The organism is Herminiimonas glaciei (genome assembly GCF_042664955.1).
Classification (GTDB): domain Bacteria; phylum Pseudomonadota; class Gammaproteobacteria; order Burkholderiales; family Burkholderiaceae_D; genus Oxalicibacterium; species Oxalicibacterium glaciei.
Window position 1 is genome coordinate 2,196,469 of the sequence record NZ_JBHTBU010000001.1, and the last position, 25,478, is coordinate 2,221,946.

Sequence of the window (25,478 nt, forward strand, 5' to 3'; positions counted from 1 at the left end):
GCAGCCATTATCGCTGCTGTGCAGAGTGCCAGCCTTCTCGCTTATACTCCGATTTCTTTTCATTTTAATGACACCGCCATGCGACAAGAAACACGCTTCGAAGGTTCCCAGAGCTATGTCACCACCGGCGACCTGAAGCTGGCCGTCAACGCCGCCCTCACCTTGCAGCGTCCGCTGCTGATCAAGGGTGAACCGGGCACCGGCAAAACCATGCTGGCCGAAGAAGTGGCCGCTGCGCTGGGTATGCCGCTGTTGCAATGGCATATCAAATCCACCACGAAGGCCCAGCAAGGCTTGTACGAGTACGACGCCGTATCGCGCCTGCGCGATTCGCAGCTCGGCGACGAGCGCGTCAAGACGATCGGCAATTACATCGTCAAGGGCGTATTGTGGCAGGCATTTGCCGCCGACCAACAAGTTGTTTTGTTGATTGATGAGATCGACAAGGCGGATATCGAGTTCCCCAACGATTTGCTGCGTGAACTCGATCGCATGGAATTCTATGTGTACGAAACGCGCGAAATGGTCAAAGCCAAACATCGCCCGCTCGTCATTATTACATCGAATAACGAAAAGGAACTGCCGGACGCCTTTTTGCGCCGCTGCTTCTTCCATTACATCAAGTTTCCCGACCGCGACACGATGGAACAAATTGTCGCCGTGCATTTCCCTAACTTAAAGCGTGAATTGCTGGCCAAGGCACTCGAAGTGTTTTACCAGATACGCGAAGTCAGCGGCCTGAAAAAGAAACCATCCACCTCGGAATTGCTGGATTGGCTGAAGCTCTTGCTGGCGGAAGACATCCCGCCGGAAGCCCTGCGCAGCCAGGACGACAAAACCATCGTGCCGCCACTGCACGGTGCTTTGCTGAAAAACGAACAGGACATCAATCTGTTCGAACGCCTGGTCTTCATGTCGCGTACCAATCGCTGAGGATAGAGTGTGCTGATCGATTTTTTCTTCATGCTGAAAGACGCCAAAATTCCTGTTTCCATCAAGGAATTCCTGGTGCTGCTCGAAGCATTGGAAAAAGAAGTCATCAGCCTCTCCTTCGATGACTTTTACTATCTGGCACGCCTGACGCTAGTCAAGGATGAAGCCAATTTCGATAAATTCGACCGTGCCTTCGGCCTCTACTTCAAAGGCATCAGCACCGCCTTTGAAGAAAACGCCAACATCCCGCTCGACTGGTTGCTCAAGAATGCCGCGCGCAAGCTGTCACCGGAAGAACAGGCGCTATTGCAGAAATACGGCTACGACAAACTGGCCGAACGCCTGCAGCAACTGCTAAAGGAACAAAAGGAAAGACACGAAGGCGGCAGCAAGTGGATAGGCACCGGCGGTACTTCGCCTTTCGGCAATAGCGGCACCAATCCGGAAGGCATACGCATAGGTGGTGAAAGCCGCAACCGCACTGCCGTCAAGGTATGGGAACAACGCACTTACCGCGATTACGATGCGGACAGGGAAATCGGCACGCGCAACGTCAAGGTCGCCTTGCGCCGCCTGCGCAAATTTGCGCGCCATGGTGCGGCCGATGAATTCTCACTCGACGATACGGTACGTGCGACCGCGAACAATGCCGGCTATCTCGATATCAAGATGCAGCCGGAGCGCAAAAACAATATCAAGGTATTGATGCTGCTGGATGTCGGCGGCACCATGGATGAACACATACAGCGCACCGAAGAATTGTTTTCCGCGGCCAAGGCGGAGTTCAAGAATATGGAGTTTTACTACTTCCATAACTGCGTCTACGATCAGCTGTGGCGCAACAACCAGCGCAAGCGTACAGAGCGTTTTTCGACCTGGGATGTACTGCGCAAATACACGCCGGATACCAAGGTAATTTTTGTCGGTGATGCGACCATGAGCCCATATGAAATATTGCAGGTGGGTGGCGCGGTCGATTATCACAATGAAGAAGCCGGGGCCGAATGGCTGCAGCGCTTTACCAAAACCTTCCCCAACTACATCTGGCTCAATCCTGAACCTGAACACATCTGGGAATATCGCCAGTCGATTGCCATCATCCGTCGACAAATGGATAACCGCATGTATCCGCTGACACTCGAAGGGCTGGAACGCGGGATGCGCACACTCAGCAAATAAGCTGCGCTAGCGCGGCAAATGCATGAATTTCTTGAGCGCGCTGATGAAATGGTGGGCCGCCACCGGCTTGGTCAGGAAGCCGTCTGAACCGGCCTGGCGTGCCAGCTCGGCATCGTAACCACTGCTCTTGCTCACCAGGAAAATAACCGAGGTACGGTCAGACGGACGTATCGCCTTCACCGTCTGGCACAGGCGATACGGATTGATTTCCGCCATCGAGGTATTCACCACCACCACCGCCACGCGCTGGCGCGCGCACGCACCCTCGGCTTCGGCTTCACTGCTGGCCCACAGGACTTCGGTCTTGTTGCGCAACAATAATTCGGCAATGTAATCGCGGAAAGCCGGTGTCTTGTCTATCACCAGGACCGCACCGCCATGCGGCAACTCGGTACGCATGCGCTGGTATTCAGCCGGATCGGTCAGGTCGATATCGACCCGGTCGCGCCGCCGGCGTTCCGGCACGGCCACCACATCCGACGCTTCCAGGCGCGACAAGGCATCGGCCCGTTTCTCTATCAGCTTATCCAGGGCATCGAACAGGCGATGCCAGCGGATCGGGCGTTCCACGCTCGGATACGGCAAGGCGACGCCGGGCGTACCCACCAGCAGGGCCGGCCGTACATCACTGGGGCGCAAATCGGATAAAGCCACCAATGCCTTCAATTCTTCGGCATTGGCGATGTATAAATCGGGGTCTTGCAGATTGTCTTCCGACAGGCGGACATAGCCGTATCCCTTGCCTTGGTCCAGGGCAAATGTGGCATCGAAAATTTCGATTTCCTGAGGCTTGAAGCCAATCAGGCGTACCGCAAAAGGAATACTGTTAGCTGACATCGACTAGTTGTTGAGGGAGCGCAGGCTAGGCGCAAACCGGGGTAATCCACTACCATGCAACATTTATGCATTGATAAAATCCGCTGCAGCGCCATCTGGATGGGCAGGCGGCAGGCCGGCAAGCACAAATACTTGTCGGCAATTTGTCAAACCAGATACATTTGAACGCTTTTAACAAAAAAGTGCCAGAAATGCGTGGTGGATCTAACTATATTTAACAATTTGGCGGTTTCGCCCGGCATGATGGATAGGATAAAAGGTGGAGATTGCCTTTTTTCATTAGAATGCAGACACTTCCGATGTTTCATGCTGTTTTGCAATTAACACTTTTAGACCTTATTTCAGCATCCTTTTCAGCACCCCTTACCAGTATTCGATTGAATGGCCACTAAAAAATCCTCTGCAGACTATAGCGAATCATCCATCCGTGTTCTCAAAGGCCTTGAACCGGTCAAGCAGCGTCCCGGCATGTATACGCGTACCGAGAACCCGCTGCACATCATCCAGGAAGTCATAGACAATGCCTCCGATGAAGCACTGGGCGGCTATTGCAAGAACATCGTCGTCACCCTGAATACCGACGGCAGCGTCAGCGTCGAAGATGACGGCCGTGGTATCCCGGTCGGCCTGCACCCCGAAGAAAAAGTCCCGACCGTGGAAATCGTGTTCACGCGTTTGCACGCCGGCGGCAAGTTCGACAAGGGTTCGGGCGGTGCTTACGCCTTCTCCGGCGGTTTGCACGGCGTTGGCGTATCCGTCACGAATGCACTGTCAACCCGTCTCGAAATCACCGTATGGCGTGAAAACGGCGTGCACAGCCTGGCCTTCGCCGGTGGCGACGTGGTCGAACCGCTGAAATCGCGCCCACTTGCACGGGATGAAAAACGCAGCGGTACCCGCGTCACTGCGTGGCCGGATGCCAAATATTTCGATTCATCCGTCATTCCGCAAGCCGAACTGCAGCGCCTGTTGCGCTCCAAGGCGGTGCTGCTACCGGGCGTCAAAGTCACACTGGTGCATGCGAAGAGCGGCGAAATCCAAACCTGGCAATACGACCAGGGCTTGCGTGGCTACCTGACCGAATCGCTGGCGCAAGCGTCGAATTCGGAAACCCTGATCCCCTTGTTCGAAGGCGAGCAATACGCCGGTGCCGATGCCGAAGGTTTTGCCGAAGGCGAAGGCGCGGCCTGGGTCGTCGCGTGGACCGAAGACGGCGCGGTAGTACGCGAGTCTTACGTCAACCTGATCCCGACCTCGAACGGCGGCACGCATGAATCCGGTTTGCGTGAAGGCTTGTTCGGCGCGGTCAAAAGCTTCGTCGAAATGCATTCGCTGCTGCCGAAAGGCGTCAAGCTGCTGCCGGAAGACGTGTTTGCACGCGTTTCCTTCGTACTGTCGGCCAAGGTGCTGGACCCACAATTCCAGGGTCAGATCAAGGAACGCCTGAACTCACGCGATGCGGTGCGCCTGGTTGCGTCATTCACACGCCCTTCGCTGGAGCTGTGGCTGAACCAGCACGTCGAGTACGGCAAGAAGCTGGCCGAACTGGTCATCAAGCAAGCGCAATCGCGCCTGCGTTCCGCGCAAAAAGTGGAAAAGAAAAAATCCTCAGGCGTGGCAGTCTTGCCGGGCAAGCTGACCGATTGCGAATCCACTGACATCTCGCGCAATGAACTCTTCCTGGTCGAAGGTGATTCCGCCGGTGGTTCTGCCAAGATGGGCCGTGACAAGGAATTCCAGGCCATCCTGCCATTGCGCGGCAAGGTGCTCAACTCATGGGAAACCGAACGTGACCGCCTGTTCGCGAATAATGAAATCCACGATATCGCGGTAGCGATAGGTGTCGATCCGCATGGCAAGAACGATACGGTCGACCTCAGCAACCTGCGCTATGGCCGCATCTGCATCCTGTCCGATGCGGACGTCGATGGTTCGCACATCCAGGTCTTGTTGCTGACACTCTTCTTCAAGCACTTCCCGCAACTGATAGACCGCGGTCATATCTGTATTGCACGGCCGCCGCTGTATCGCGTCGATGCGCCGGCACGCGGCAAGAAGCCGGTGCAAAAAATCTATGCACTGGATGACGGCGAACTGGAAGCCATCGAAGACAAGCTGCGCAAGGATGGCGTCAAGGAAAATGGCTGGACCATCTCGCGCTTCAAGGGCCTGGGTGAAATGAATGCCGAACAATTGTGGGAAACCACGATGAATCCGGATACCCGTCGCCTCTTGCCGGTATCGCTCGGTGAATTCGACCTGGACTTCTCCGAAGCGCGCTTCAATATGTTGATGGGCAAAGGCGAGGCAGCTGCACGCCGCACCTGGATAGAAGAGCACGGCAATGAAGCCGAAGCCGATATCTAAACCCCTGAGCCCTCACTTCATCGAATAATTTTTCAGAACAATAATGACTGATCAAGCCAATCTTTTCGACCAGGAAGCACCCGCCGATGGCGGTGAAGCGCTGACACTGGCTACCTTTGCCGAGCGCGCCTACCTGGATTATGCGATTTCCGTCGTCAAGGGTCGTGCCTTGCCGGATGTCTGCGACGGCCAGAAGCCGGTACAGCGCCGCATTCTGTTTGCGATGAATGAACTGGGACTGAACTCCGCAGCCAAGCCGCGTAAATCGGCAGCGGTGGTCGGTGACGTACTCGGTAAGCTGCATCCGCACGGCGACCAATCGGTATATGACGCACTGGTGCGTATGGCGCAGGATTTTTCGCTGCGTTATCCGCTGATCGACGGCCAGGGTAACTTCGGCTCGCGCGATGGTGACGGTGCTGCGGCGATGCGTTACACCGAAGCACGCCTCACACCTATCTCGAAACTGTTGCTCGATGAAATCGATATGGGCACGGTGGACTTCCAGCCGAACTATGACGGTTCGACCGAAGAACCAAAACTGCTGCCGAGCCGGCTACCCTTCGTCCTGCTGAATGGCGCTTCCGGTATTGCCGTGGGTATGGCGACCGAAATTCCTTCGCACAACCTGCATGAAGTGGCAAAGGCAGCCGTCGCACTGATACGTAATCCCAAGCTCACGCATGAAGAATTGATGGCCATCGTCCCCGGCCCTGACTTCCCGGGCGGCGGACAAATCATTACATCGCCAACAGCGATCAGCGACATCTACTCCAGCGGCCGTGGCAGCGTCAAAGTGCGTGCGACCTGGAAGATAGAAGACATGGCGCGCGGCCAGTGGCAAGCGGTCGTAACCGAACTGCCGCACGGCACGTCGTCGCAAAAGGTATTGGAAGAAATCGAAGAACTGACCAATCCGAAAATCAAGCTGGGCAAGAAATCGCTGTCGCCGGAACAACTGGCGCTCAAGCAAACCGTCCTGTCCATGCTCGATACCGTACGCGACGAATCCGGTCGCGATGCGCCGGTACGCCTGGTATTCGAACCAAAATCGAAGAACCAGGACCAGACCGAATTCACCAACCTGCTGCTCGCGCACACCTCGCTGGAAACCAGCGTCTCGATTAACCTGGTGATGATAGGCGGCGATGGCCGGCCGCGCCAGAAATCGCTGGGCGACATCCTGCGCGAATGGATAGAGTTCCGCTTTACGACAATTACCCGCCGCTCGCAATTCAAGCTGCAAAAAGTTGACGACCGTATCCATATCCTCGAAGGCCGCGAAGCCATCCTGCTGAATATCGACAAGGTCATCAAAATCATCCGTGAATCGGATGAACCGAAACCGGCGCTGATGGATGCCTTCCGCCTGTCGGAACGCCAGGCCGACGACATCCTCGAAATCCGCTTGCGCCAACTGGCCCGTCTGGAAACCATCAAGATCCAGCAAGAACTGGCTGAACTGCGCAATGAAAAAACCACGCTGCAGGATTTGCTCGACAATCCATCGTCGATGAAGCGCCTGGTCATCAAGGAAATCGAAGCCGATGAAAAACAATTCGGCGATGCACGTCGCACACTGATCGAAGTCGCGGAAAAAGCATCGGTAGAAACCAAAGTCATCGATGAACCGGTGACAGTCGTCATCTCGCAAAAAGGCTGGGTACGCGCCCGCACCGGCCACGGCCACGATGCTGCGCAATTCACCTTCAAGGCCGGCGATACGCTGTACAACACCTTTGAATGCCGCACCGTCGATTCCTTGCTGGTATTCGGCTCCAACGGTCGCATCTATTCGGTTCCGGTCTCCGCCCTGCCCGGCGCACGTGGCGATGGCGTCCCTATCACCACGCTGGTCGAACTGGCGAGCGGCAGCCGTATCCTGCATTACTTCGCAGGCCCGGCCGACGTCACACTGCTGCTGGCATCGACTGCCGGTTACGGCTTCACCGCCAAATCCGGCGATATGGTCAGCCGCACCCGTGGTGGCAAATCCTTCATCACGCTCGACGACGGCGACGAACCATTGGCCCCATGTCCTGTGACCGCCGGCGCCAGCGCGATTGCCTGCCTGTCGGAAAAAGGACGCTTGCTGGTATTCGGTATCGATGAAATCAAGACCCTCACCGCAGGTGGCCGCGGCGTGATCCTGATGGACCTGGAAAAGAATGAGAAGCTGCTGGCGGCGCAAGCCATCAGCCAGCGCGGCGTCATCGTCTCCGGCGCCGGTCGCGGCGGCAAGACACAGGAAGTACTGCTGTCTGCCTCCGGTCTCGCACCGCATATCGGCAAACGTGCACGCAAAGGCAAGGCGCTGGAATCGAAAGTCAAAGCGACCACCCTGACCGCACAAAAATAGATAAAGCATAGTCATGAGCAGTACGGAACCATCCCCATCAGTTTCATCTGCACAGACTCCACCATCGAAGACGCGCCGCCGTCTTCGATGGGCTTTATTTGCGGCATTGCTGATGGCCAGCTATGGTTGCTACCGCGCCTATATCAGCCCGCCACCACCGCTCTACAAAAACAACTACCTGCAAGGCGACATCGGCGGTTCCTTCCTGAAATGGCAATGGGAAAGGCTGACGCAAGGCTTGCCCAAACCGCCGGCCAATGGCTATCACTTCCCCATCGTCAAAGCGGATGCAGGCTGGTTGCAGGCAAATAGGAAAGTCTCGACCGCCACCTGGATAGGCCACGCCACCGTGCTGGTACAAATGCGCGGTCTCAACATACTGACCGATCCGATCTGGTCGGAACGTGCGTCACCCTTCACCTTCATGGGCCCGCAACGCAAAGTGCCGCCCGCACTCGACTATGCGCAACTACCGCACATCGACGTGGTGCTCATCTCGCATAATCACTACGACCACCTGGACAAAGACACGGTACTCAAGCTGAACCAGCAGGCCGGTGGTGCGCCCCTCTTCCTAGTACCGCTGGGCATCAAGCAATGGATGGCAGACATCGGCATCACCAATGTGCAGGAACTGGGTTGGTGGGATAAAACAGACGTAGGTGGCCTGGCTTTCAACTTCGTACCGGTCCAGCACTGGTCGGCACGTGCGTTGAACGACCGCTTCCAGACACTGTGGGGTGGCTGGGCTGTCACGACTGCGGTTAATGCCAAGCCAGCGCAATCATTTTTCTTCGCCGGCGATACCGGCTACTCCAGGGATTTCGAAGATATAGGCAAACGCTTCGCGCCTTTCGACCTTGCATTGCTACCGATAGGTGCGTATGCGCCGCGCTGGTTCATGAAAGCACAGCACGTCGATCCGGGTGAGGCGGTGAAAATCCATCAGAACGTGCACGCCAAACGTTCGATAGCCATCCATTGGGGCACATTTGAACTGGCGGATGAATCGCTGGATGAACCACCCAGGGCTTTGGCGGAGGAATTGAAAAAGGCGCATATTCCGGCGGCGGATTTTGTCGCGCTGGAGCATGGGGAAATGGTGCGGTTTTGATGCGTGCGTTTAAATACTGAACGTAAGCGAAGAGAATGTCTGCTATCGGCCAAAACACCGATATTTCCAACGTACTTACTTGATTTATGGGATAGCAAAAACCTTTATGCTTGATTAGAATCCCGCTTTTATAATTTTATGTCGATGGCATCATTCAGCGGTCCCTTGGTGACCGCTATTTTTTTGCCGCAAAACTTGCTGCTTCTTGAAGCCCGCCGCTATACGACCGACGCAGACCATCATTTGCAGCAGTGGGTTGGAGTATGAGGCGGCAGCTTCTTTTCGCGGCTTGGGAGATACCGATGAGACCAATATTAGAAAGTAATAAGAACATAAATATTATTCGTCAGAGAGTTTGCACTTGCGATGTCCTCTTATGTCGATATGAAGATTTATAAAATTTAAAAGGACGACATGAAAAATATAATGTTTTGCAGTGCCCTAGCTTCAATACTGAGCGGTTGCGCAGTGATGTATAAGGAACCGACGGGAGCTGAAGCAACGGCAAAGTTGCGCTATACACAGGAAGAGACGAGTTCATATTGGACTCAGATAAGACGTTATGACCAGGTGGCATGCAAGCCAATAGATACCTTGGGATATGTAATTTCACCAGGCAGGTATGACGGTGACATCGATAAAAATCGCATTGGTATGCCTAACTCTGTGGCCCCTCGCCAAGGAATTCTCGAACGAGTGATTCCAGCCAATGCCCCTTTCGCGACGTTAGTTCTCACAGGTTACGAAACGTCTTTTCTCGATCTGATGGGAGCCGGATATGGCGGTCTGGCGCATAAGGCTTCTGCAGCATGCAACTTACCTGTGTTTACCCCGGAGCGTGACAAGCAGTATGAGTTAAGCATAAATCCTGGCATTCGAGCATGTGAGGTGAAGCTTTATGTTCTAGATCAAGGAGCAAATGGTAAAACTATTAAAACTGACATTACGTCGCAGCAAAAAGTATTTCAGGACGCTATACAAGTCTTCCAAGGAAAATGCTCTAGATAAGGGGGTTGTAGTGAAACTATATATTCTACAAACATACTAAAAACGTCATGCGTCCAAAATCACTCATTTTTATCGCTATTTCGCTATTCTTGTTCGGTTGTGCCGCTACAGTCCCAATGGAGTCAGCAACAAAAGATGCGGAATTAAAAAAATTCGTCCCAAAAGATAATCTTGCCGGCATTTATATTTATAGGAGCGAAGAAGATGCTGTCTCCATTAAAGCGTCAATAGAAATTGATGGTGACTATGAAGGAGATCTTGCCGCGGGAACGTTTCTTTATAAAGAGGTTTCACCGGGTAAGCATACTATTTTGTCCAAGGCAGAGAATAAGGATTGCATTGAACTGAATGCTGACGCAGGAAGATTGTATTACCTCTGGCAGGACATGAAGAGGGGTGTATTTTTCGCGCGCTCAAAATTAAGTATCGTGAATGAAAAAGAAGGACAGACAGGAGTCCTGCTGTCTAACTTGGCAATTACTAGAAATACTTCCGTTGCGTCTCTTAACGAGCTACCTCGGTGCCCCTGATGATATTGTCGTTACTAAATTCATCACGACGGTGCTTAAGGTGTCACGATGAATAGTTATACAAACTTATTACGTCAAGGTGCATGCGAGATTCCAACGCCCTGGCAATCTGCTCAAGAAACCAGTTTGCTTTCTCAGGTTTGACCATGTCTGAAATATACAAGCCGATCAGGCCGGTACCATCGTGGTAATAACGCGTATCGCGACCACCGAACACTGCAACGTATTTGCCGCTGCGAGACAGGGTGAAAGCCGGATCCGGCAAGGCTTCAAGAGTTAAGTCCATCTGTTCAAAATTGATCATGAAGCGCTTCTTCCGGGCCGTTTAATTGATGCCAGATAATGAGGTTTAAAAAGGACGGTCCAGTCCATCGGCATATTGATGACTGAGGATGCCATTATGCCATCGCCGCTTGAGCGAGTGTCCTGCAAGCAATGACTGCCTTAGACATTTAGCCAACTCCTTGCCCGTCCTACTTGCAGTGCTCAAGAAAAACCACCGGGCCAATAAAAAAACCGCCCAGTCAAAAACTGAACGGCTTCTTTACCCGAGCTGAACAGCTCAAATCTTCGCAGCGATCAACTTGGCCAGCTTGGAAACACCTTCCCGTATTTTTTCCGGCGGCACCGTCACAAAACTCAGGCGCAAAGTGTTTTTCTCCGGCTCATTCGCATAGAAAGGTGCGCCCGGTACAAAGGCAACCTTTTGCGCAATCGCTTCTTCCAGCAACTGCATGCAGTCGATATGCTTGGGCAGTGTTACCCAAATGAACATGCCGCCTTCCGGCTTGTTCCACTTCACACCTTCCGGTGCAAATTCAGCCAATGCATCCAGCATCACCTGGCACTGGTTTGCATACAAGGTACGTATCGATGGAATATGTTCAGCAAGGAAACCATCCTTGATCGCTTCGTACACCACCATTTGCGTCAATTGCGAGGTATGCAGATCGGCGGCTTGCTTCGCTTGTTCCAGTTTGCGGATCAATGGAGTCGGGCCGACTACATAACCAAGGCGTATGCCCGGTGTCAGTACTTTCGAGAAGGAACCCATGTAAATCACGCCGCTAGGATTCATGGTCAGCATTTTTGGCAGCGGTTCACCGCGATAGCTGAGTGCACCGTAAGGATCATCTTCGATCAATGGCAAACCGCGACGCGCGCAGGTTTCGACCAAAGCGATACGACGTTCTACCGACATCGTGCGGCCGGTAGGATTGTGGAAGTTCGGTAATGCATACAGCAGGCGCGCACCATCGGCGATGCCATCCACGGCTTCCGGCAACAAGCCGTAGTCATCAGTAGGCACCGAAACGAATTGCGGCTGATAAACCGAGAAAGCTTGCAGGGCACCCAGGTAGCTTGGTGTTTCCACCAGCACCTTGCTGTTTTCTTCGATCAGTACCTTGCCGAGCAAATCCAGCGCCTGCTGCGAACCGGACACCATCAAGACCTGGTCCGGCGTAATCGTCGCGCCTGCTATCGACAGGGAGTCGGCGATCCATTCGCGCAGCGGGGCATAACCATCGCTGGGTCCGTATTGCAACGCGATCTTGCCCTGGCGTGACAATACATTGTCGAAAGCCGCTTTCATATGCTCGACCGGGAAGGTTTCCGGTGACGGCAAACCGCCGGCAAAGGAAATGATGTCCGGGCGCATCGTGATCTTCAGGATTTCGCGGATGACCGAGCTTTGCAGTTGTTCTGCACGTTTGGCGAATTGCCAGTTGATCGGCGTTGGATGTTCGATTTTCATGATTACTTCACGGTATAGACAAGGCTCATGCCCCGGCATTCCGGGGCATGGGTACTTATGTGTACTTCTTAGATCACTTCAGCGATCAATTCGATTTCTACGCAAGCGCCAAGCGGGATTTGCGCCACGCCAAAAGCGGAACGGGCATGCACGCCCTGCGCGCCGAATACTTCGCCGAACAATTCGGAGGCGCCATTGGTGACCAGGTGCTGCTCGGTGTAATCGCCGGTGGAGTTCACCAGGCTCATGACCTTGACGATGCGCTTGACGCGATTGAGGTCGCCGCCGCACGCTGCCTGCAGCGTTGCCATCAGGTCGACCGCGACGCCGCGTGCTGCCAGCTTGGCTTCTTCGGTGGTCATGTCTTTACCCAACTGACCTACCCAAGGCTTGCCGTCTTTTTTGGCGATGTGGCCCGAAAGGAAAACCGTATTGCCGCTTTGTACGTACATGACGTAAGCCGCAGCCGGAGTGGCTACTGCAGGCAATTCGATATTCAAGGCTTTCAGCTTGTCGTAAAAAGACATAAGTGCTCCAAAAAATTGATGCCACTCCGCGCAAAACAGGAGTGGCAATGAACAGAAGTCCGTGGCTGCGCTGATGGCAAAATGCCATCGCTGCGGGAAAGCAGCAAAAACGCTCACGGCAGGAATCCCGTGATTATCTCAAATCCGCGGCTTTCCTTCCGAACTATCGACAGGAAATCCGCAGTTCGGAGCGATTCTGTTATCAATTTGGGCGCTTGATGCTCATCTTCCTTCCTATTGCCACCACGGCAATGATTGCGAGTGCAAACAAAAAGGTACGCCATTCCAGTACTTCGCCGAGGATGACCGCGGCGCCGAGCAGGGTTAAAAACGGTTGTATCAATTGCACCTGCCCAACCCGTGCGATCCCGCCCAACGCCAAACCCTTGTACCAAAAGAAGAAACCGATAAACATCGAAAACAGTGACACATAGGCAAACCCTGCCCATGCCGCCGGCGAAGCGCTGACACCGTGCCGCCAGCCCAGCCATACCGTCACCGGCAAGACGACGGGCATGGATAAAACCAGCGCCCACGAAATGACTTGCTGCCCGCCCAAGGTCTGCGACAGGCGGCCGCCTTCTGCATAGCCCATCGCCGCCGCCATCACGGCAATAAATAATGCGAGGTCGGCAATATGCAATTCACCGCCGCCTTGCTGCAAGGCAAAACCGACCACCAATGCGCTGCCGATCACCGCCGCAATCCAGAAACCCAGCGAAGGCCGCTCACCAAAACGCAAAGCACCAAACAGCGCAGTAGCCAAAGGCAGGATGCCGAGGATGATGGCACCATGCGAAGCCGGTACGTAATGCATGGCGATCGATGAAAACACCGGGAAGCCGACCACCACGCCGAGCGCGGTGATAAACAGGGACTTCAATTGCGTCCGGTTCGGCAATACCGCGCCGGTCCACCACAGCAGCACCGCCGAACAGGCAGCCGCGACCACTGCGCGTCCAAGCGCAACGAACACCGGATCCAGTTCGGCCACCGCCATCCGGGTAAAAGGCAAGGTCAGGCTGAAGAGCGCGACGCCGATTGCACCCAGCAACATGCCCTTGGTTTCTTGTGTTATCACGGAAGAGCTTGTCATTATTTTTGATTGAATATTCATAGCCAGATTGCTGCTGCAGAGTACAAGGTGAGGATGATCATGATGGCGCAAAACAGGCGTCGCCATTTAGCCTGTGTCAGGTAACGTCGCAGCACTGCACCGGTGCCGGCCCAGATACCTATGCAAGGCAAATTGATGATGCCGAAGATGAAGCAAAACACGGTGATCGCCAGCCACACCGGTTGTACCGGCGGCAGGAAAGCGGCAGCGCCGGTCACCGCCATCACCCATGCCTTCGGATTGGCAAACTGGAAGAGCGAAGCACCGATGAAGGACATCGGTCGCACGCTATCGTCATCGCCCTGTGTAAAAGCCATGCCGCGTAACTGCCAGGCCAGGTACACCAGGTAAGTCGAACCTATCGTCTTCAACAGGATATGCAAGGCCGGCATGGCGACGATCAGGCTGCCTATGCCGGCCGCACACAATGCAAGGATGACGCTGAAGCCAAAGACCACGCCAAACATATGCGGCAAGGAACGCACAAAGCCGAAGCGTATGCCGGATGAAGTCAGCATGATGTTATTCGGCCCCGGCGTAATCGACGAAACAAAGGCGAACAGGGCAAGCGGTAACAGGGATTCCATAATGGCCCGGGAAATGGCGACGCGATTTACAAGTGTTGATAGCCAGACAAACAGGCTATAAGGTGAAAATATCGTAATCGACAAAACCAATACAGTACCAGTACACTTAAGGAATTAATTCACTCACTGTCATGGCAAAATGACCAATACAGCCAAATCACCAAGCACCGCTCCCGCAACCACGGAAGCGCCGCGCCCCCTGCTGTCACGCACTGCAGGCAGCTCGCTGATAGAACAAATCGTGCAACTGATTACCAGCCGCATCGATGACAAAATCCTGCGCACCGGTGCGCGCATGCCATCGATACGCCAGTTTTCCGACCAGCACCAGGTCTCGCGCTTTACCGTGGTCGAAGCTTATGACCGCCTGGTGGCAGGCGGCTTGCTGGAATCACGGCGCGGCTCCGGTTTCTACGTCAGGGATCGCGCCCCCATGCTGACGCCGCGCGCACAAGGCGTGCAAGCGGCCGCGCAGCAACCGGTCGATGTTGTATGGTTGGTGCGCAATATGTTCCGTCAGTTGCCACCGCAAAAAATGCCGGGCGTCGGTTTGCTGCCAAATGAATGGCTGGATGGCGACCTGGTCGCCAATGCGCTGCGTGCGGTGAGTCGGCAAAACCCCAACCTGCTGCTGCAATACGGCATCCCACAAGGCTTCCTGCCGCTGCGCCAGCAATTGCAATTGAAAATGGCTGAACTGGAAATCTCGGCCACGCCGGATCAGTTCGTCACCACCGCTGGCGTGACCCAGGGCCTGGACCTGGTGGCCCGTCATTACATCCAACCGGGCGACACCATCTTTGTCGACGACCCGGGCTGGTTCCTGATGTTTGGTTCTTTCGCCGCACTCGGTGCCAAGGTAGTCGGCATCCCGCGCCTGCCGGATGGACCGGATATTGCACAACTGGCCGAGCTGGCGGAGTTACATCGGCCCAAGCTATTCATCATCAATTCCATCCTGCACAACCCGACTTCGACTTCGCTGTCTGCCGCCAAGGCTTTCCAGGTCTTGAAGATCGCCGAGCAATACGATTTCATGATCGTGGAAGACGATATCTACTGCGATATGCATCCCGGCACCGCAGTGCAGGCGGCGACCCGGATTGCGGCGCTGGACCAGTTGAACCGCGTGATTTACCTCGGCGGCTTTTCCAAGACGCTGGCGGCCAACTTGCGCGTCGGCTTCATCGCCACTTCACCCGAAATCGCGCGCCAACTGGCCGACCGCAAGATGCTGACGGCGCTGACCACGACTGAAATTACCGAACGCGTGGTCTACCGCATCCTGTCTGAAGGGCATTACCGCAAGCACACCGACCGGCTGCGCACCAAGCTCAATGCGGTGCGCGACAAGACCATACGGCAAATGGAACGTATCGGGATCAAGATCCATTTCAACACGCCGGCCGGCATGTTCGCCTGGACCGACGTCGGCTGCGACGCCACCATCCTGGCGGAGAAAGCGATGGAACAAGGTTACCTGCTGGCACCGGGCGCCCTGTTTTCACCAAATCAACTGCCGTCAACCAATATGCGCTTCAATGTCGCAGCGATGGCCGATCCGGGTATCATGCGTTTCCTTGAGCGGGAGATAGGCAAGTCTTGAAATCGGCATAGACAACCCCATCTGCACGCAAACCTTTTGAAAGCCTGGAGTGATCCACCATGCGCCAGGCAATATCATGGCGGCTGGCACTTATCCGCACTGACAGGCTTTCAAACCCAATTCCGCTAATTCATTGATTCTTGAGGTAAAAATGGCTGTCTCCGAACAAAAACAAACCCTGGGCTTTCAAGCCGAAGTAAAGCAACTGCTGCAATTGATGATCCATTCCTTGTACTCGAACAAGGAAATCTTCCTGCGCGAACTGATCTCGAATGCGTCCGACGCGGCCGACAAGCTGCGCTTTGAAGCGATCAATAACGGCGCCCTGTTTGAAAACGATCCCGACCTGAAGATCAAGGTCAGCTTCGACAAGGAAGCACGCACCATCACGATTTCAGATAACGGCATCGGCATGACCCGCGATGATGCGGTCGAACACCTCGGCACCATCGCCAAATCCGGCACCAAGGAATTTTTTTCGAAACTGTCCGGCGACCAGCAAAAAGATGCAGCACTGATCGGTCAATTCGGCGTCGGCTTTTATTCCGGCTTTATCATCGCCGACCGCATCACGGTCGAAACCCGTCGTGCCGGCACCGCTGCCAACGCCGGTGTGCGCTGGGAATCCGAAGGCGCAGGTGACTTCACGGTAGAAGCGATCGACAAGGCAAATCGCGGCACCGATATCATCCTGCACCTGCGCGAAGGTGAAGATGAATTCCTCTCATCGTGGAAACTCAAATCCATCATTCGCAAATACTCCGACCATATCTCGCTGCCTATCATGATGCAGAAGGAAGAATGGGATGAAGAGAAAAAAGAAACCGTGGTACGCGACGAATGGGAAACCATCAACCAGGCCAGTGCCTTGTGGGCACGCAGCAAAAATGAAATCACGCCTGAGCAATACATCGAGTTCTACAAACATGTATCGCATGACTTCGGCGAACCGCTGACCTATACGCATAACCGCGTCGAAGGTCGTAGCGAATATACGCAATTGCTGTACATCCCGAGCCAGGCACCGTTCGACCTGTGGGATCGCAACAAGCGCGGCGGTATCAAGCTTTACGTCAAGCGCGTCTTCATCATGGACGATGCCGAGCAGTTGATGCCGGTCTACCTGCGCTTCGTCAAAGGCGTGATCGATTCGGCCGACCTGCCACTCAACGTCTCACGCGAAATCCTGCAGGAATCACGCGACGTCAAAGTCATACGCGAAGGCTCGACCAAACGCGTGCTGTCCATGCTGGAAGAATTGGCCAACAGCGATGAACAGGCGGATAAAGATAAATACATTACCTTCTGGAATGCCTTCGGCCAGGTCTTGAAAGAAGGCATAGGCGAAGATGCGACCAACAAGGAACGCATCGCCAAATTGCTGCGCTTCGCTTCCACCCATAACGACAGCGATGCACAGACTGTTTCTTTCGCCGATTACATCGCGCGCATGAAGGAAGGCCAAAGCAAGATTTACTACGCGACCGGCGAATCGTATAACGCTGCCAAAAACAGCCCGCACCTCGAAATCTTCCGCAAGAAAGGCATCGAAGTATTGTTGCTGACGGATCGCGTCGATGAATGGATGTTGTCCTTCCTCGAAGATTTCGACGGTAAGGAATTGTCATCGGTAGCAAAAGGCGACCTCGACCTCGGCGAGCTGGAAGATGAAGCAGAGAAGAAGCAACACCAGGAAACCGAAGACCAGTACAAGGAGCTGGTAGCGAAGATGCAAACCGCATTGGCCGATAAAGCCAAGGAAGTGCGCATCACCTTCCGCCTCACCGATTCACCAGCCTGCCTGGTGGCCGGTGAAGATGAGCTGTCCGGCAACCTGATGCGCATGCTGAAAGCGGCGGGACAAGATGCACCGGACGCCAAGCCGACGCTGGAAATCAATCCTGACCATCCACTGGTGCAGCGCCTGAAATACGAAGACGCGAAATTCGACGACTGGTCGAATATCCTGTTCGACCAGGCTTTGCTGGCGGAAGGCGGCAACCTCAACGATCCGGCCGGCTTCGTGAAACGCCTCAATGAAATGCTGCTGGGCCTGGCAAGCAAATAAAGCGAGCCAGCCCCGCAGGCTGTAAATACCTGAAAAGCCGCGTGTATATCACGCGGCTTTTTTATTTCCCCGTCGAAATTTATCTTCTATCGACCGCCAAGAGAAATCTTGTTAAAAATGTAAATATTCGGCTATACGAGACTTTTCCACGCCTACAGGCCTAAATTTACAAAAAAATCGCGTAATATTTCACATTCACAACTCCGGCATACCGGGGCGTAGTCAAAAAAATTAGATTCAAGCTCATTTTTTATTTGATTTAAATAGGGGAAGAAAGAAATGTCGAAACGTTTACTGCGCATCTTGCCGCTCTGCCTGACCGGTGTCCTGCTGAGTGCCTGCTCCACCATGGACATGGGTAACAGCGGTGCAAAAACCGCAGCGACCGGCTCCGCCGGTGGTGCCAATGCACAAAATGCCAACACTACGCTGGAACGTTGCGATGCTCCTCTGGGTACTATCGCCATCATCGAAGATACCAGCGCACCATGGTATGGCGTCCTGACCGGCCAATACAAACTCGGTTCGACCGTTCCTGTCCTCAAACTGCTGGTCCAACAATCGAACTGCTTCGTCGTGGTTGAACGCGGCCGTGGCATGAACGCCATCATGGGCGAACGCGCGCTGGAACAATCCGGTGAACTGCGCAAGAAATCGAATTTCGGCAAAGGCAAAATGGTTTCCGCCGACTATGGCCTGGTGCCATCGATCACCTTCAGCAACAACAATGCTGGCGGCATGGGCGGCAGCGTAGCCGGTTTGCTGGGTGGCGGTCTGGGTAGCGCAGTTGCAGGCCTGGCAGCCAACGTCAACAGCAAGGAAGCCAGCACACTACTCAGCGTGGTCGATAACCGTTCCAGTGTACAAATCGCAGCAGCTGAAGGCAGCGCGAAAAGCATGGACTTCGGTGCGATGGGTCAACTGTTCGGCTCCAGCGCAGGCGGCAGCATGGGCGGTTACTCGAACACCGCTGAAGGTAAAGTCATCGTTGCTGCTTTCACCGATTCGTATAACAACGTGGTACGCGCTGTGAAAAACTACCGTCAACAAACTGTAAAAGGTGGCCTGGGTACCGGTGGTCAGCTCAAAGTGCAGGACGACGATGGTCAGCCGGTAGCCAAGAAGAAAAAAGCCCCAGCCAAAGCAGCAGCTAAACCAGCTGCCCAATAAGCACTGAGGCGGTAGCGGCAAGCGTCAAAACTTGCCAGTACCACGTTACGGCGACCTCCATGGTCGCCGTAATCATTTCCGGCACACTATTTGTGTTGCCATGTTTCCTACACTTCCTATACAGTGAAGCGACTTCCCACCTAGCCAGGAGTTGCGTAATGAAGATCATCACGACCAGCTGTTTGTCCGGCCTGCTGTTGGCAGCCGTCATCACCACTGCACACGCAGCCGAACCCTTGACTGGCTGCGCCGCCAAACGCCAGGAAGTACAAACCCAGATCGAACACGCACGTGCGCATGGCAATAAAGCGCAAGAAAAGAAATTGAATATCGCACTCAAGGAAATCGTCGATCACTGTACCGATGAAGGATTGCGCCGTGAACGCGAAGCCGATATCAAGAAGAAAGAAAACAAGGTAGCCGAACGCAAGGCTGATCTCGAAAAAGCACAAGCCAGCGGCAAAACCAAAAAAATCGCGCAACAGCAAAAGAAACTGCAACAGGCCGAAGCCGAGCTGCAGGAAGCCAAAGATCAACTCACAAAGTAATGTCGTCCTGAACGGCGGTACTGAACCGCCGGCATTTTTTCGAGTCTGACGGGCAACATGGAATTCAATTTCATCACCCCCAGGAAAAACGCGCTGGTCTACATCATCAAGATCCTCTCCGGATCCCTGATCCTGTGGTACGGGCTACGCGCGCTCGGCTTGCAAGAGCCTTACTGGGCAATGATCTCGCTCATCATCGTGACCGAGCCCGATATGACAGTCGCCAAGGCCAATTTCAAGGCGCGCCTCGTCAATACCATTTCCGGCTGCTTCATTGCCTGCTTCTCGTTACTCCTGTTCGGCACCAGCTTCTTTGCGATGCTGATCGCGATGACACTGGCCGTCGTGGTTGCCATGCTGTGGCAAAACTATCCAAGCAACTGGCGCCTCGGGCCGGTGACTGTCGTCATCCTCATGTCTGCCGCATTTTCGGGTGCCGGTGTAAATGAAGAATTGCACCTGGCCTTCCTGCGCGTCGCCGAAGTCATGGCCGGCAGCATCGTCGCCCTGCTACAAACCGTAATCTATATGCAGATACAGAAATGGCAGCAAAATGATTCCTGAAGCTTCCATCCCGGTACTACAAGGAACACGCGTCCTGTTACGCCACTGGACCGATGCAGACCTGGCGCCCTTCGCCGCAATGAATGCCGATGCCGAAGTCATGCAGCACTTTCCGGCCACACTAAGCCGCGCAGAAAGCGATCAGCTCGCAAGCCGCGTACGTGCGCATTTCGAACTATATGGTTTTGGTGTCTGGGTACTGGAAATTCCCGGCGAATTGAGCTTCGCCGGTTGCGTCGGTTTGCAACAGGTATCCTTCGACGCCCACTTCACGCCGGCGGTGGAAATCGCGTGGCGCCTGGTACGTCCGGCATGGGGCAAACACTATGCAACGGAAGCGGCAGAATGTGCGTTGCGCTATGCCTTTGAAGTGAAACAATTTCCGGAAGTGGTTTCTTTCACAGTACCGGCCAACCTGCGCTCGCAAGCGGTGATGCAACGCCTGCGCATGCATAACAAGGCTGAAGACAATTTTGCCCATCCCAAACTACCGGCAGGGCATGCGCTCAGCGCGCATGTTTTATATCGATTGCGGCACGAGGAATGGATAGCCAAATAAAAAACACGCCCGACACTGTTCAGTGAGGAGCGTGTTTCAGTAAACAACACAAGATTAAACGCTATCAGCCCTGCTCGATTTTTTTCACTTCGTCACCGGCACGCCAGATACGATAACGGACTTCCACACCTTTAGGCACGTACACCACCAACGGCAAGCGGCTGTTGTAACGAATCAGGTAAGGACTGCCACTAAGCGTGATGAAGCGTGTCACTTTAGGTGCATTCGGATCGACCGCCATCAGGGTGCCGGCCATAGGACCGAGCTTGGGCACGACATAACGTGTATAGCCCCAGCCATCGATATTTTTCTCTTCGATCACGCCACCAAAGAAATAGCGATTGCGTTCATCGGTCGCCACTTCCTTGCCGACGATCAGTTCAACCTTGAAAGCGGATTCATCACTTTGTGCCGGCAATTGCAGGACATGACGCGTCATGCCTTTCTCTGCCGGCGGGAAGGCTTTCATATCATCTGCCGCATGTGCCAATGGCATAGCCAATAGCAGTGTCAGGAAAGCCGGGATCCATATTGTTTTCATTTTTTCTCCTGTTGAAGGTCGATGAAGGGGTACTGCATTTGAAACATGCCCTGCGATGAGTGGCGACGCTGCTTATCGTCCGCCGGCCACATCGAGGAAACTGCCGGTGGTATACGACGCCTGATCGGACAGCAACCATATTGCCGCCTGTGCGACTTCGCGTGCCTCACCACCGCGCTGCATCGGCACTGAAGCTTTGACGCGATCCACGCGCCCGGGTTCACCGCCGCTGGCATGGATTTCCGTATAGATTACACCCGGACGCACCGCGTTCACACGTATGCCTTCGTTGGCGACTTCTTTCGCCAGGCCTATCGTCATGGTATCGACCGCACCTTTCGATGCCGCATAGTCGACATACTCACCCGGGCCACCGGCACGCGCCGCGACCGATGAGATATTCACGATAGCACCGCCTGTACCACCGTATTTGGTCGACATGCGCTTGACCGCTTCACGTGCGCAAACAAAGGTGCCGACGATATTCGTATTGAAGATGCGCTGCATGCGCGCGACATCCATCTGGTCCACCCGCATCTGGGTTTCCAGGATACCGGCATTATTGACCAGGGCCGTCACCGTACCCAGTTCCTTATCGACGGTTGCAAACAGGCGCAGGATGTCCGCTTCCACCGCCATATCCGCAGCGACTGCAATCGCCGTGCCGCCGGCTTCACGTATAGCAGCAACGACTACATCGGCCGCCGTCTTGTTCTTTACATAGCTGATACATACCGCATAATCATCGGCCGCAGCCAGGGTCGCGATTTCGGCGCCTATGCCGCGGCTGCCACCGGTCACGATCATTACTTTCTTGCTCATCCCTCATCTCCCGATAGTTCTGTCGCCCAGGTCGTAACATGACACGAGCTGCATTAAAATACCAGCATGCCCGCTACGCGCCCCCCCTCACTCCTGACCGGCTTTCCGCCCGTCATCGACCAGCAAACCGAAATCCTGATCCTCGGTAGTTTTCCGGGTGCAGCCTCACTGGATGCACAACAATACTATGCGCACCCGCGCAACCAGTTCTGGAAGCTGGTAGGTTCGTTGATTAAGGAAGACCTGCCGGGCTTGCCGTATGCGGAGCGCCTGCTTAGTTTAAAAGCGCATCGCATAGGTGTCTGGGATGTGATTGCGGCCTGTGCACGTGAAGGCAGCCTGGACAGCGCTATTCGCCAGGCCCAACATAATGACTTCGCACTGCTGAAACAGGAATGCCCCAAGCTGCATCGTGTTTGCTTTAATGGCAAGACCTCAGGCAAACAGGAAGCCGTATTCGCCGAAGCCGGCTTTGACACCCTGGTACTGCCCTCCTCCTCTCCGGCCTATGCCCTGATGACATTTGAGCAGAAGCTGGCGCTCTGGCGCGGTATCATGCTGTAAGTAAAAAATCCCAATAAAGAAATACATGCTGATCAAACGTAAATCCATAGAAGCCGATGCCAACCTGAAGAGCGGCCCCGGCAAGAAAGCACCTCCCGCAGCCAAAGCCAAACCCGTGCGCAAGGTAAAGTTTGCGCCCGTCACGCTATCCGAGCAATTCGGCATCCGCTACCTGCACTTCGGTACTGAATGGGTGCAAGGCGCGATGCGCATCAGCAAACCCGACTGGATAGAACTGGAATACGCGCAGCAAATGATGGCGTGGATGCTGTTCAACGATAAACCTCGGCACATCGTGCAACTGGGACTCGGGACCGGCGCGCTGACCAAATTCAGCTACAAGCGCTTCCCGGAAGCCCGCGTCACGGCGGTGGACCTGAATCCATCGGTCATTACCATTTGTGCATCGATGTTCAAATTGCCGCCGAATGATGAACGCCTGACCGTGATCGAAATGGATGCACTCGAATACGTCAACGACCCGGCCAATCTCGGCCGTATCGACGCCTTGCAGGTCGACCTGTACGACGCTACCGCCCGCGGTCCGGTCTTGGATACGCCCGAGTTTTACCAGGCGTGCGCCGCCTGCCTGACGGCGGACGGCATCATGACCGTCAACCTGTTCGGCGATCATCCGAGCTATGCACGCAACCTGAGCGCGATGCACTACGCCTTCGACACCGTCATTTCCTTGCCGGAAGTACATGAAGGGAATGTCATCGCCATCGCCTTCAACAGCACGCCGGAACTGGATATCGCGGCGCTGTATGAACGTGCGGCGCAAATCACGGCAGCTACCAAGTTGCCGGCAAAATCGTGGGTAAATGGCATCAAGGCGTGGCAGGCACAGCAATAATCGACTTGCCCTGTGTTAACATCAATCCCACTGTTCCACCTTACGGGTCACGGTTATGCCAACTGCCGCATCAATTGCCACCAAGGCTAGTCCCACCAAGCTGGATTTACAGCAGATTTTTACCTGGCTGCTGGCGGATGGCATCGTCACCAAGGAAGGCGTCAAAGTCTTTTATAACCAGGCGCAGGGCATTTTCAAGAATGCATCGATTGCGATGCATCCGCTGGTCGCGGTAGCGCAGTGCAAAATCCTGTCCGCCAATGAACCGCACCGCCCGGTCACGCTGGACTGGCTGACCGAATGGCTGGCCGGCAAGGTCAAACTGCCCTTCTTCCGCATTGATCCGCTCAAGATAGATTTCACCCGCGTGGCGGATGTGATGTCGGCGTCGTATGCGACCCGCTTTCACATCCTGCCGGTCGAACTCACGCCCAGCGAACTGGTGGTCGCGACGACGGAACCCTTCGCCACCGAATGGGAAGCGGAGATCGCGAAAATCACGCGCCGCAACGTCAAACTGGTGATCGCCAATCCGCTCGATATCGCGCAATACACGACACAATTCTTCGCCCTCGCCAAATCGATCAAGGGCGCGAAGAAACTCAATGGCCAGGACGTCGCGCTACGCAATAACTTCGAACAGCTGGTCGAGCTGGGCAATCACAAGCAAGTCGATGCCAACGACCAGCACATCATCAATATCGTTGACTGGTTGTGGCAATACGCATTCGAACAACGCGCGTCCGATATCCATCTCGAACCCAAGCGCGACCTCTGTGCGATCCGCTTCCGCATCGACGGCGTGTTGCATCAGGTGTATCAGGTGCCGCCTACCGTCATGATCGCGATGACGGCGCGCATCAAGTTGCTGGGCCGGATGGACGTAATCGAAAAACGCCGGCCACAGGATGGCCGCATCAAGACCCGGACCAATAACGGCCAGGAAGTCGAGCTGCGTTTATCCACCATGCCGACCGCCTTCGGCGAAAAACTGGTGATGCGTATCTTCGATCCGGATGTGGTCGTCAAATCGCTGCCCGAACTCGGCTTCCCGCCGGATGATGCACAACGCTGGGACAAGCTCACGACACGGCCGCACGGCATCATCCTGGTGACCGGCCCGACCGGCTCCGGCAAGACGACTACGCTGTACACCACGCTCAAGGCGCTGGCAACCAGCGAAGTGAATGTCTGCACCGTCGAAGACCCGATTGAAATGGTGGAAGGATCATTCAATCAAATGCAAGTACAGCACGGCATCGACCTGTCCTTCGCGGACGGCGTACGTTCACTGATGCGGCAGGATCCCGACATCATCATGGTCGGCGAAATTCGTGACCTGGAAACCGCCGAAATGGCGATCCAGGCTGCATTGACCGGCCATCTGGTGCTGTCCACCCTGCATACGAATGACGCACCATCCGCCGTCATGCGCCTGCTGGAGCTCGGCGTGCCTTACTACCTGCTGGAAACCACGCTGATCGGCATCATGGCGCAGCGCCTGACCCGCACCCTGTGCAACCATTGCAAATCACCCGATGGCGAAATGCTGGATGAAGTATGGGAAAGCCTGAGTGAAGGTTCGGCCTTGCCGAAACCGGCCATCATCTATCGCCCGGTCGGTTGCCCGGAATGCCGCCAGACCGGCTATCGCGGTCGTACCGGTTTATATGAATTGCTGACAGTCACGCAAACCTTTTCCAAGATGATCAAGGCCGAAACCGATATCCATGAGCTAAGGCAGCAAAGCATGGCCGATGGTATGAAGCCGCTACGCCTGGCCGGTGCACTGAAAATCATCGAAGGCACGACTACGGCAGAAGAAGTATTGAAAGTCACCGCTGCATTGACATGAAACATTGAACA

General features: G+C 54.7%; 24 protein-coding genes. 16 read left to right on the top strand and 8 right to left on the bottom strand.

The features are described 5' to 3' along the window. Positions 1 to 78: 78 nt before the first annotated feature. Complete coding sequence (locus ACFQPC_RS09900) at positions 79 to 933, top strand: AAA family ATPase (RefSeq protein ID WP_012078574.1); 855 nt, start codon at positions 79 to 81, stop codon at positions 931 to 933. Positions 934 to 942: 9 nt separating this feature from the next. Beyond that, positions 943 to 2,112 carry a vWA domain-containing protein gene (locus ACFQPC_RS09905; RefSeq protein ID WP_382271686.1) on the top strand — a complete coding sequence of 390 codons (1,170 nt, stop codon included), beginning with the start codon at positions 943 to 945 and terminating at the stop codon, positions 2,110 to 2,112. 6 nt (positions 2,113 to 2,118) lie between these two features. Here the strand turns inward: ACFQPC_RS09905 and ACFQPC_RS09910 are convergent, their stop codons facing one another. After that, entirely contained in the window at positions 2,119 to 2,949 is an 831-nt protein-coding gene (locus ACFQPC_RS09910) for a response regulator (protein WP_382271687.1), read from the bottom strand. A 381-nt stretch (positions 2,950 to 3,330) separates the two neighbouring features. On the opposite strand from ACFQPC_RS09910, the gene ACFQPC_RS09915 reads away from it, so the two are divergent. From ACFQPC_RS09915 to ACFQPC_RS09935, 5 genes are all read left to right on the top strand, one after another. Continuing rightward, complete coding sequence (locus ACFQPC_RS09915; protein WP_382271688.1) at positions 3,331 to 5,316, top strand: DNA topoisomerase IV subunit B; 1,986 nt, start codon at positions 3,331 to 3,333, stop codon at positions 5,314 to 5,316. 43 nt (positions 5,317 to 5,359) lie between these two features. Beyond that, positions 5,360 to 7,675, top strand: coding sequence for a DNA topoisomerase IV subunit A (gene parC / locus ACFQPC_RS09920; protein ID WP_382271689.1), 2,316 nt, complete (start codon positions 5,360 to 5,362; stop codon positions 7,673 to 7,675). A 13-nt stretch (positions 7,676 to 7,688) separates the two neighbouring features. Then, on the top strand, positions 7,689 to 8,789 hold the full coding sequence (locus ACFQPC_RS09925; protein ID WP_382271690.1) for an MBL fold metallo-hydrolase: 1,101 nt from the start codon (positions 7,689 to 7,691) through the stop codon (positions 8,787 to 8,789). A gap of 414 nt (positions 8,790 to 9,203) precedes the next feature. Continuing rightward, positions 9,204 to 9,797: a hypothetical protein gene (locus tag ACFQPC_RS09930; protein WP_382271691.1), complete on the top strand. Its 594-nt coding sequence runs from the start codon at positions 9,204 to 9,206 to the stop codon at positions 9,795 to 9,797. A 47-nt stretch (positions 9,798 to 9,844) separates the two neighbouring features. After that, positions 9,845 to 10,327, top strand: coding sequence for a DUF2846 domain-containing protein (locus ACFQPC_RS09935; RefSeq protein WP_382271692.1), 483 nt, complete (start codon positions 9,845 to 9,847; stop codon positions 10,325 to 10,327). Between the two features lie 43 nt (positions 10,328 to 10,370). On the opposite strand, the gene ACFQPC_RS09940 is transcribed toward ACFQPC_RS09935, so the two are convergent. The 5 genes from ACFQPC_RS09940 to ACFQPC_RS09960 form a co-directional block, all read right to left on the bottom strand. Next, positions 10,371 to 10,631 carry a PAS domain-containing protein gene (locus ACFQPC_RS09940; RefSeq protein ID WP_382271693.1) on the bottom strand — a complete coding sequence of 87 codons (261 nt, stop codon included), beginning with the start codon at positions 10,629 to 10,631 and terminating at the stop codon, positions 10,371 to 10,373. Between the two features lie 258 nt (positions 10,632 to 10,889). After that, complete coding sequence (locus ACFQPC_RS09945) at positions 10,890 to 12,083, bottom strand: aminotransferase-like domain-containing protein (RefSeq protein ID WP_382271694.1); 1,194 nt, start codon at positions 12,081 to 12,083, stop codon at positions 10,890 to 10,892. A 68-nt stretch (positions 12,084 to 12,151) separates the two neighbouring features. Continuing rightward, on the bottom strand, positions 12,152 to 12,610 hold the full coding sequence (locus ACFQPC_RS09950; protein WP_382271695.1) for a RidA family protein: 459 nt from the start codon (positions 12,608 to 12,610) through the stop codon (positions 12,152 to 12,154). Between the two features lie 202 nt (positions 12,611 to 12,812). Further along, positions 12,813 to 13,706, bottom strand: a complete 894-nt coding sequence (locus ACFQPC_RS09955) for a DMT family transporter (protein ID WP_382271696.1) — start codon at positions 13,704 to 13,706, stop codon at positions 12,813 to 12,815. Between the two features lie 17 nt (positions 13,707 to 13,723). Then, positions 13,724 to 14,314 (bottom strand): LysE family translocator, encoded by a 591-nt coding sequence (locus tag ACFQPC_RS09960; protein ID WP_382271697.1) that lies wholly within the window; start codon positions 14,312 to 14,314, stop codon positions 13,724 to 13,726. A gap of 139 nt (positions 14,315 to 14,453) precedes the next feature. On the opposite strand from ACFQPC_RS09960, the gene ACFQPC_RS09965 reads away from it, so the two are divergent. The 6 genes from ACFQPC_RS09965 (at position 14,454) to ACFQPC_RS09990 (ending at position 20,829) form a co-directional block, all read left to right on the top strand. After that, complete coding sequence (locus ACFQPC_RS09965) at positions 14,454 to 15,920, top strand: aminotransferase-like domain-containing protein (RefSeq protein ID WP_382271698.1); 1,467 nt, start codon at positions 14,454 to 14,456, stop codon at positions 15,918 to 15,920. Positions 15,921 to 16,071: 151 nt separating this feature from the next. After that, entirely contained in the window at positions 16,072 to 17,988 is a 1,917-nt protein-coding gene (htpG, locus tag ACFQPC_RS09970) for a molecular chaperone HtpG (protein ID WP_382271699.1), read from the top strand. 279 nt (positions 17,989 to 18,267) lie between these two features. After that, entirely contained in the window at positions 18,268 to 19,158 is an 891-nt protein-coding gene (locus tag ACFQPC_RS09975; RefSeq protein ID WP_382271700.1) for a CsgG/HfaB family protein, read from the top strand. 158 nt (positions 19,159 to 19,316) lie between these two features. Next, complete coding sequence (locus ACFQPC_RS09980; protein ID WP_382271701.1) at positions 19,317 to 19,706, top strand: DUF1090 domain-containing protein; 390 nt, start codon at positions 19,317 to 19,319, stop codon at positions 19,704 to 19,706. 57 nt (positions 19,707 to 19,763) lie between these two features. After that, the gene (locus tag ACFQPC_RS09985) at positions 19,764 to 20,270 is read left to right on the top strand and encodes an FUSC family protein (RefSeq protein WP_382271702.1); all 507 of its coding nucleotides are present in this window, start codon (positions 19,764 to 19,766) and stop codon (positions 20,268 to 20,270) included. Further along, the gene (locus ACFQPC_RS09990) at positions 20,260 to 20,829 is read left to right on the top strand and encodes a GNAT family N-acetyltransferase (protein WP_382271703.1); all 570 of its coding nucleotides are present in this window, start codon (positions 20,260 to 20,262) and stop codon (positions 20,827 to 20,829) included. Before ACFQPC_RS09985 ends, ACFQPC_RS09990 begins: the two co-directional genes overlap by 11 nt. A 64-nt stretch (positions 20,830 to 20,893) precedes the next feature. On the opposite strand, the gene ACFQPC_RS09995 is transcribed toward ACFQPC_RS09990, so the two are convergent. Both ACFQPC_RS09995 and ACFQPC_RS10000 read right to left on the bottom strand, forming a co-directional pair. Beyond that, positions 20,894 to 21,370, bottom strand: coding sequence for an ecotin (locus tag ACFQPC_RS09995; RefSeq protein WP_382271704.1), 477 nt, complete (start codon positions 21,368 to 21,370; stop codon positions 20,894 to 20,896). Between the two features lie 72 nt (positions 21,371 to 21,442). Further along, positions 21,443 to 22,192: an SDR family oxidoreductase gene (locus ACFQPC_RS10000; protein WP_382271705.1), complete on the bottom strand. Its 750-nt coding sequence runs from the start codon at positions 22,190 to 22,192 to the stop codon at positions 21,443 to 21,445. A 66-nt stretch (positions 22,193 to 22,258) separates the two neighbouring features. Here ACFQPC_RS10000 and ACFQPC_RS10005 point away from each other — a divergent pair, with 66 nt between their 5' ends. From ACFQPC_RS10005 to tfpB, 3 genes are read left to right on the top strand one after another with little or no spacing between them, the layout of a single operon-like run. Next, positions 22,259 to 22,756: a DNA-deoxyinosine glycosylase gene (locus ACFQPC_RS10005; RefSeq protein ID WP_382271706.1), complete on the top strand. Its 498-nt coding sequence runs from the start codon at positions 22,259 to 22,261 to the stop codon at positions 22,754 to 22,756. A gap of 25 nt (positions 22,757 to 22,781) precedes the next feature. Further along, entirely contained in the window at positions 22,782 to 23,612 is an 831-nt protein-coding gene (locus ACFQPC_RS10010; RefSeq protein WP_382271707.1) for a spermine/spermidine synthase domain-containing protein, read from the top strand. A 55-nt stretch (positions 23,613 to 23,667) separates the two neighbouring features. Further along, positions 23,668 to 25,467 carry a type IV pilus assembly ATPase TfpB gene (tfpB, locus tag ACFQPC_RS10015; protein WP_382271708.1) on the top strand — a complete coding sequence of 600 codons (1,800 nt, stop codon included), beginning with the start codon at positions 23,668 to 23,670 and terminating at the stop codon, positions 25,465 to 25,467. The last annotated feature ends 11 nt before the right edge of the window (positions 25,468 to 25,478 follow it).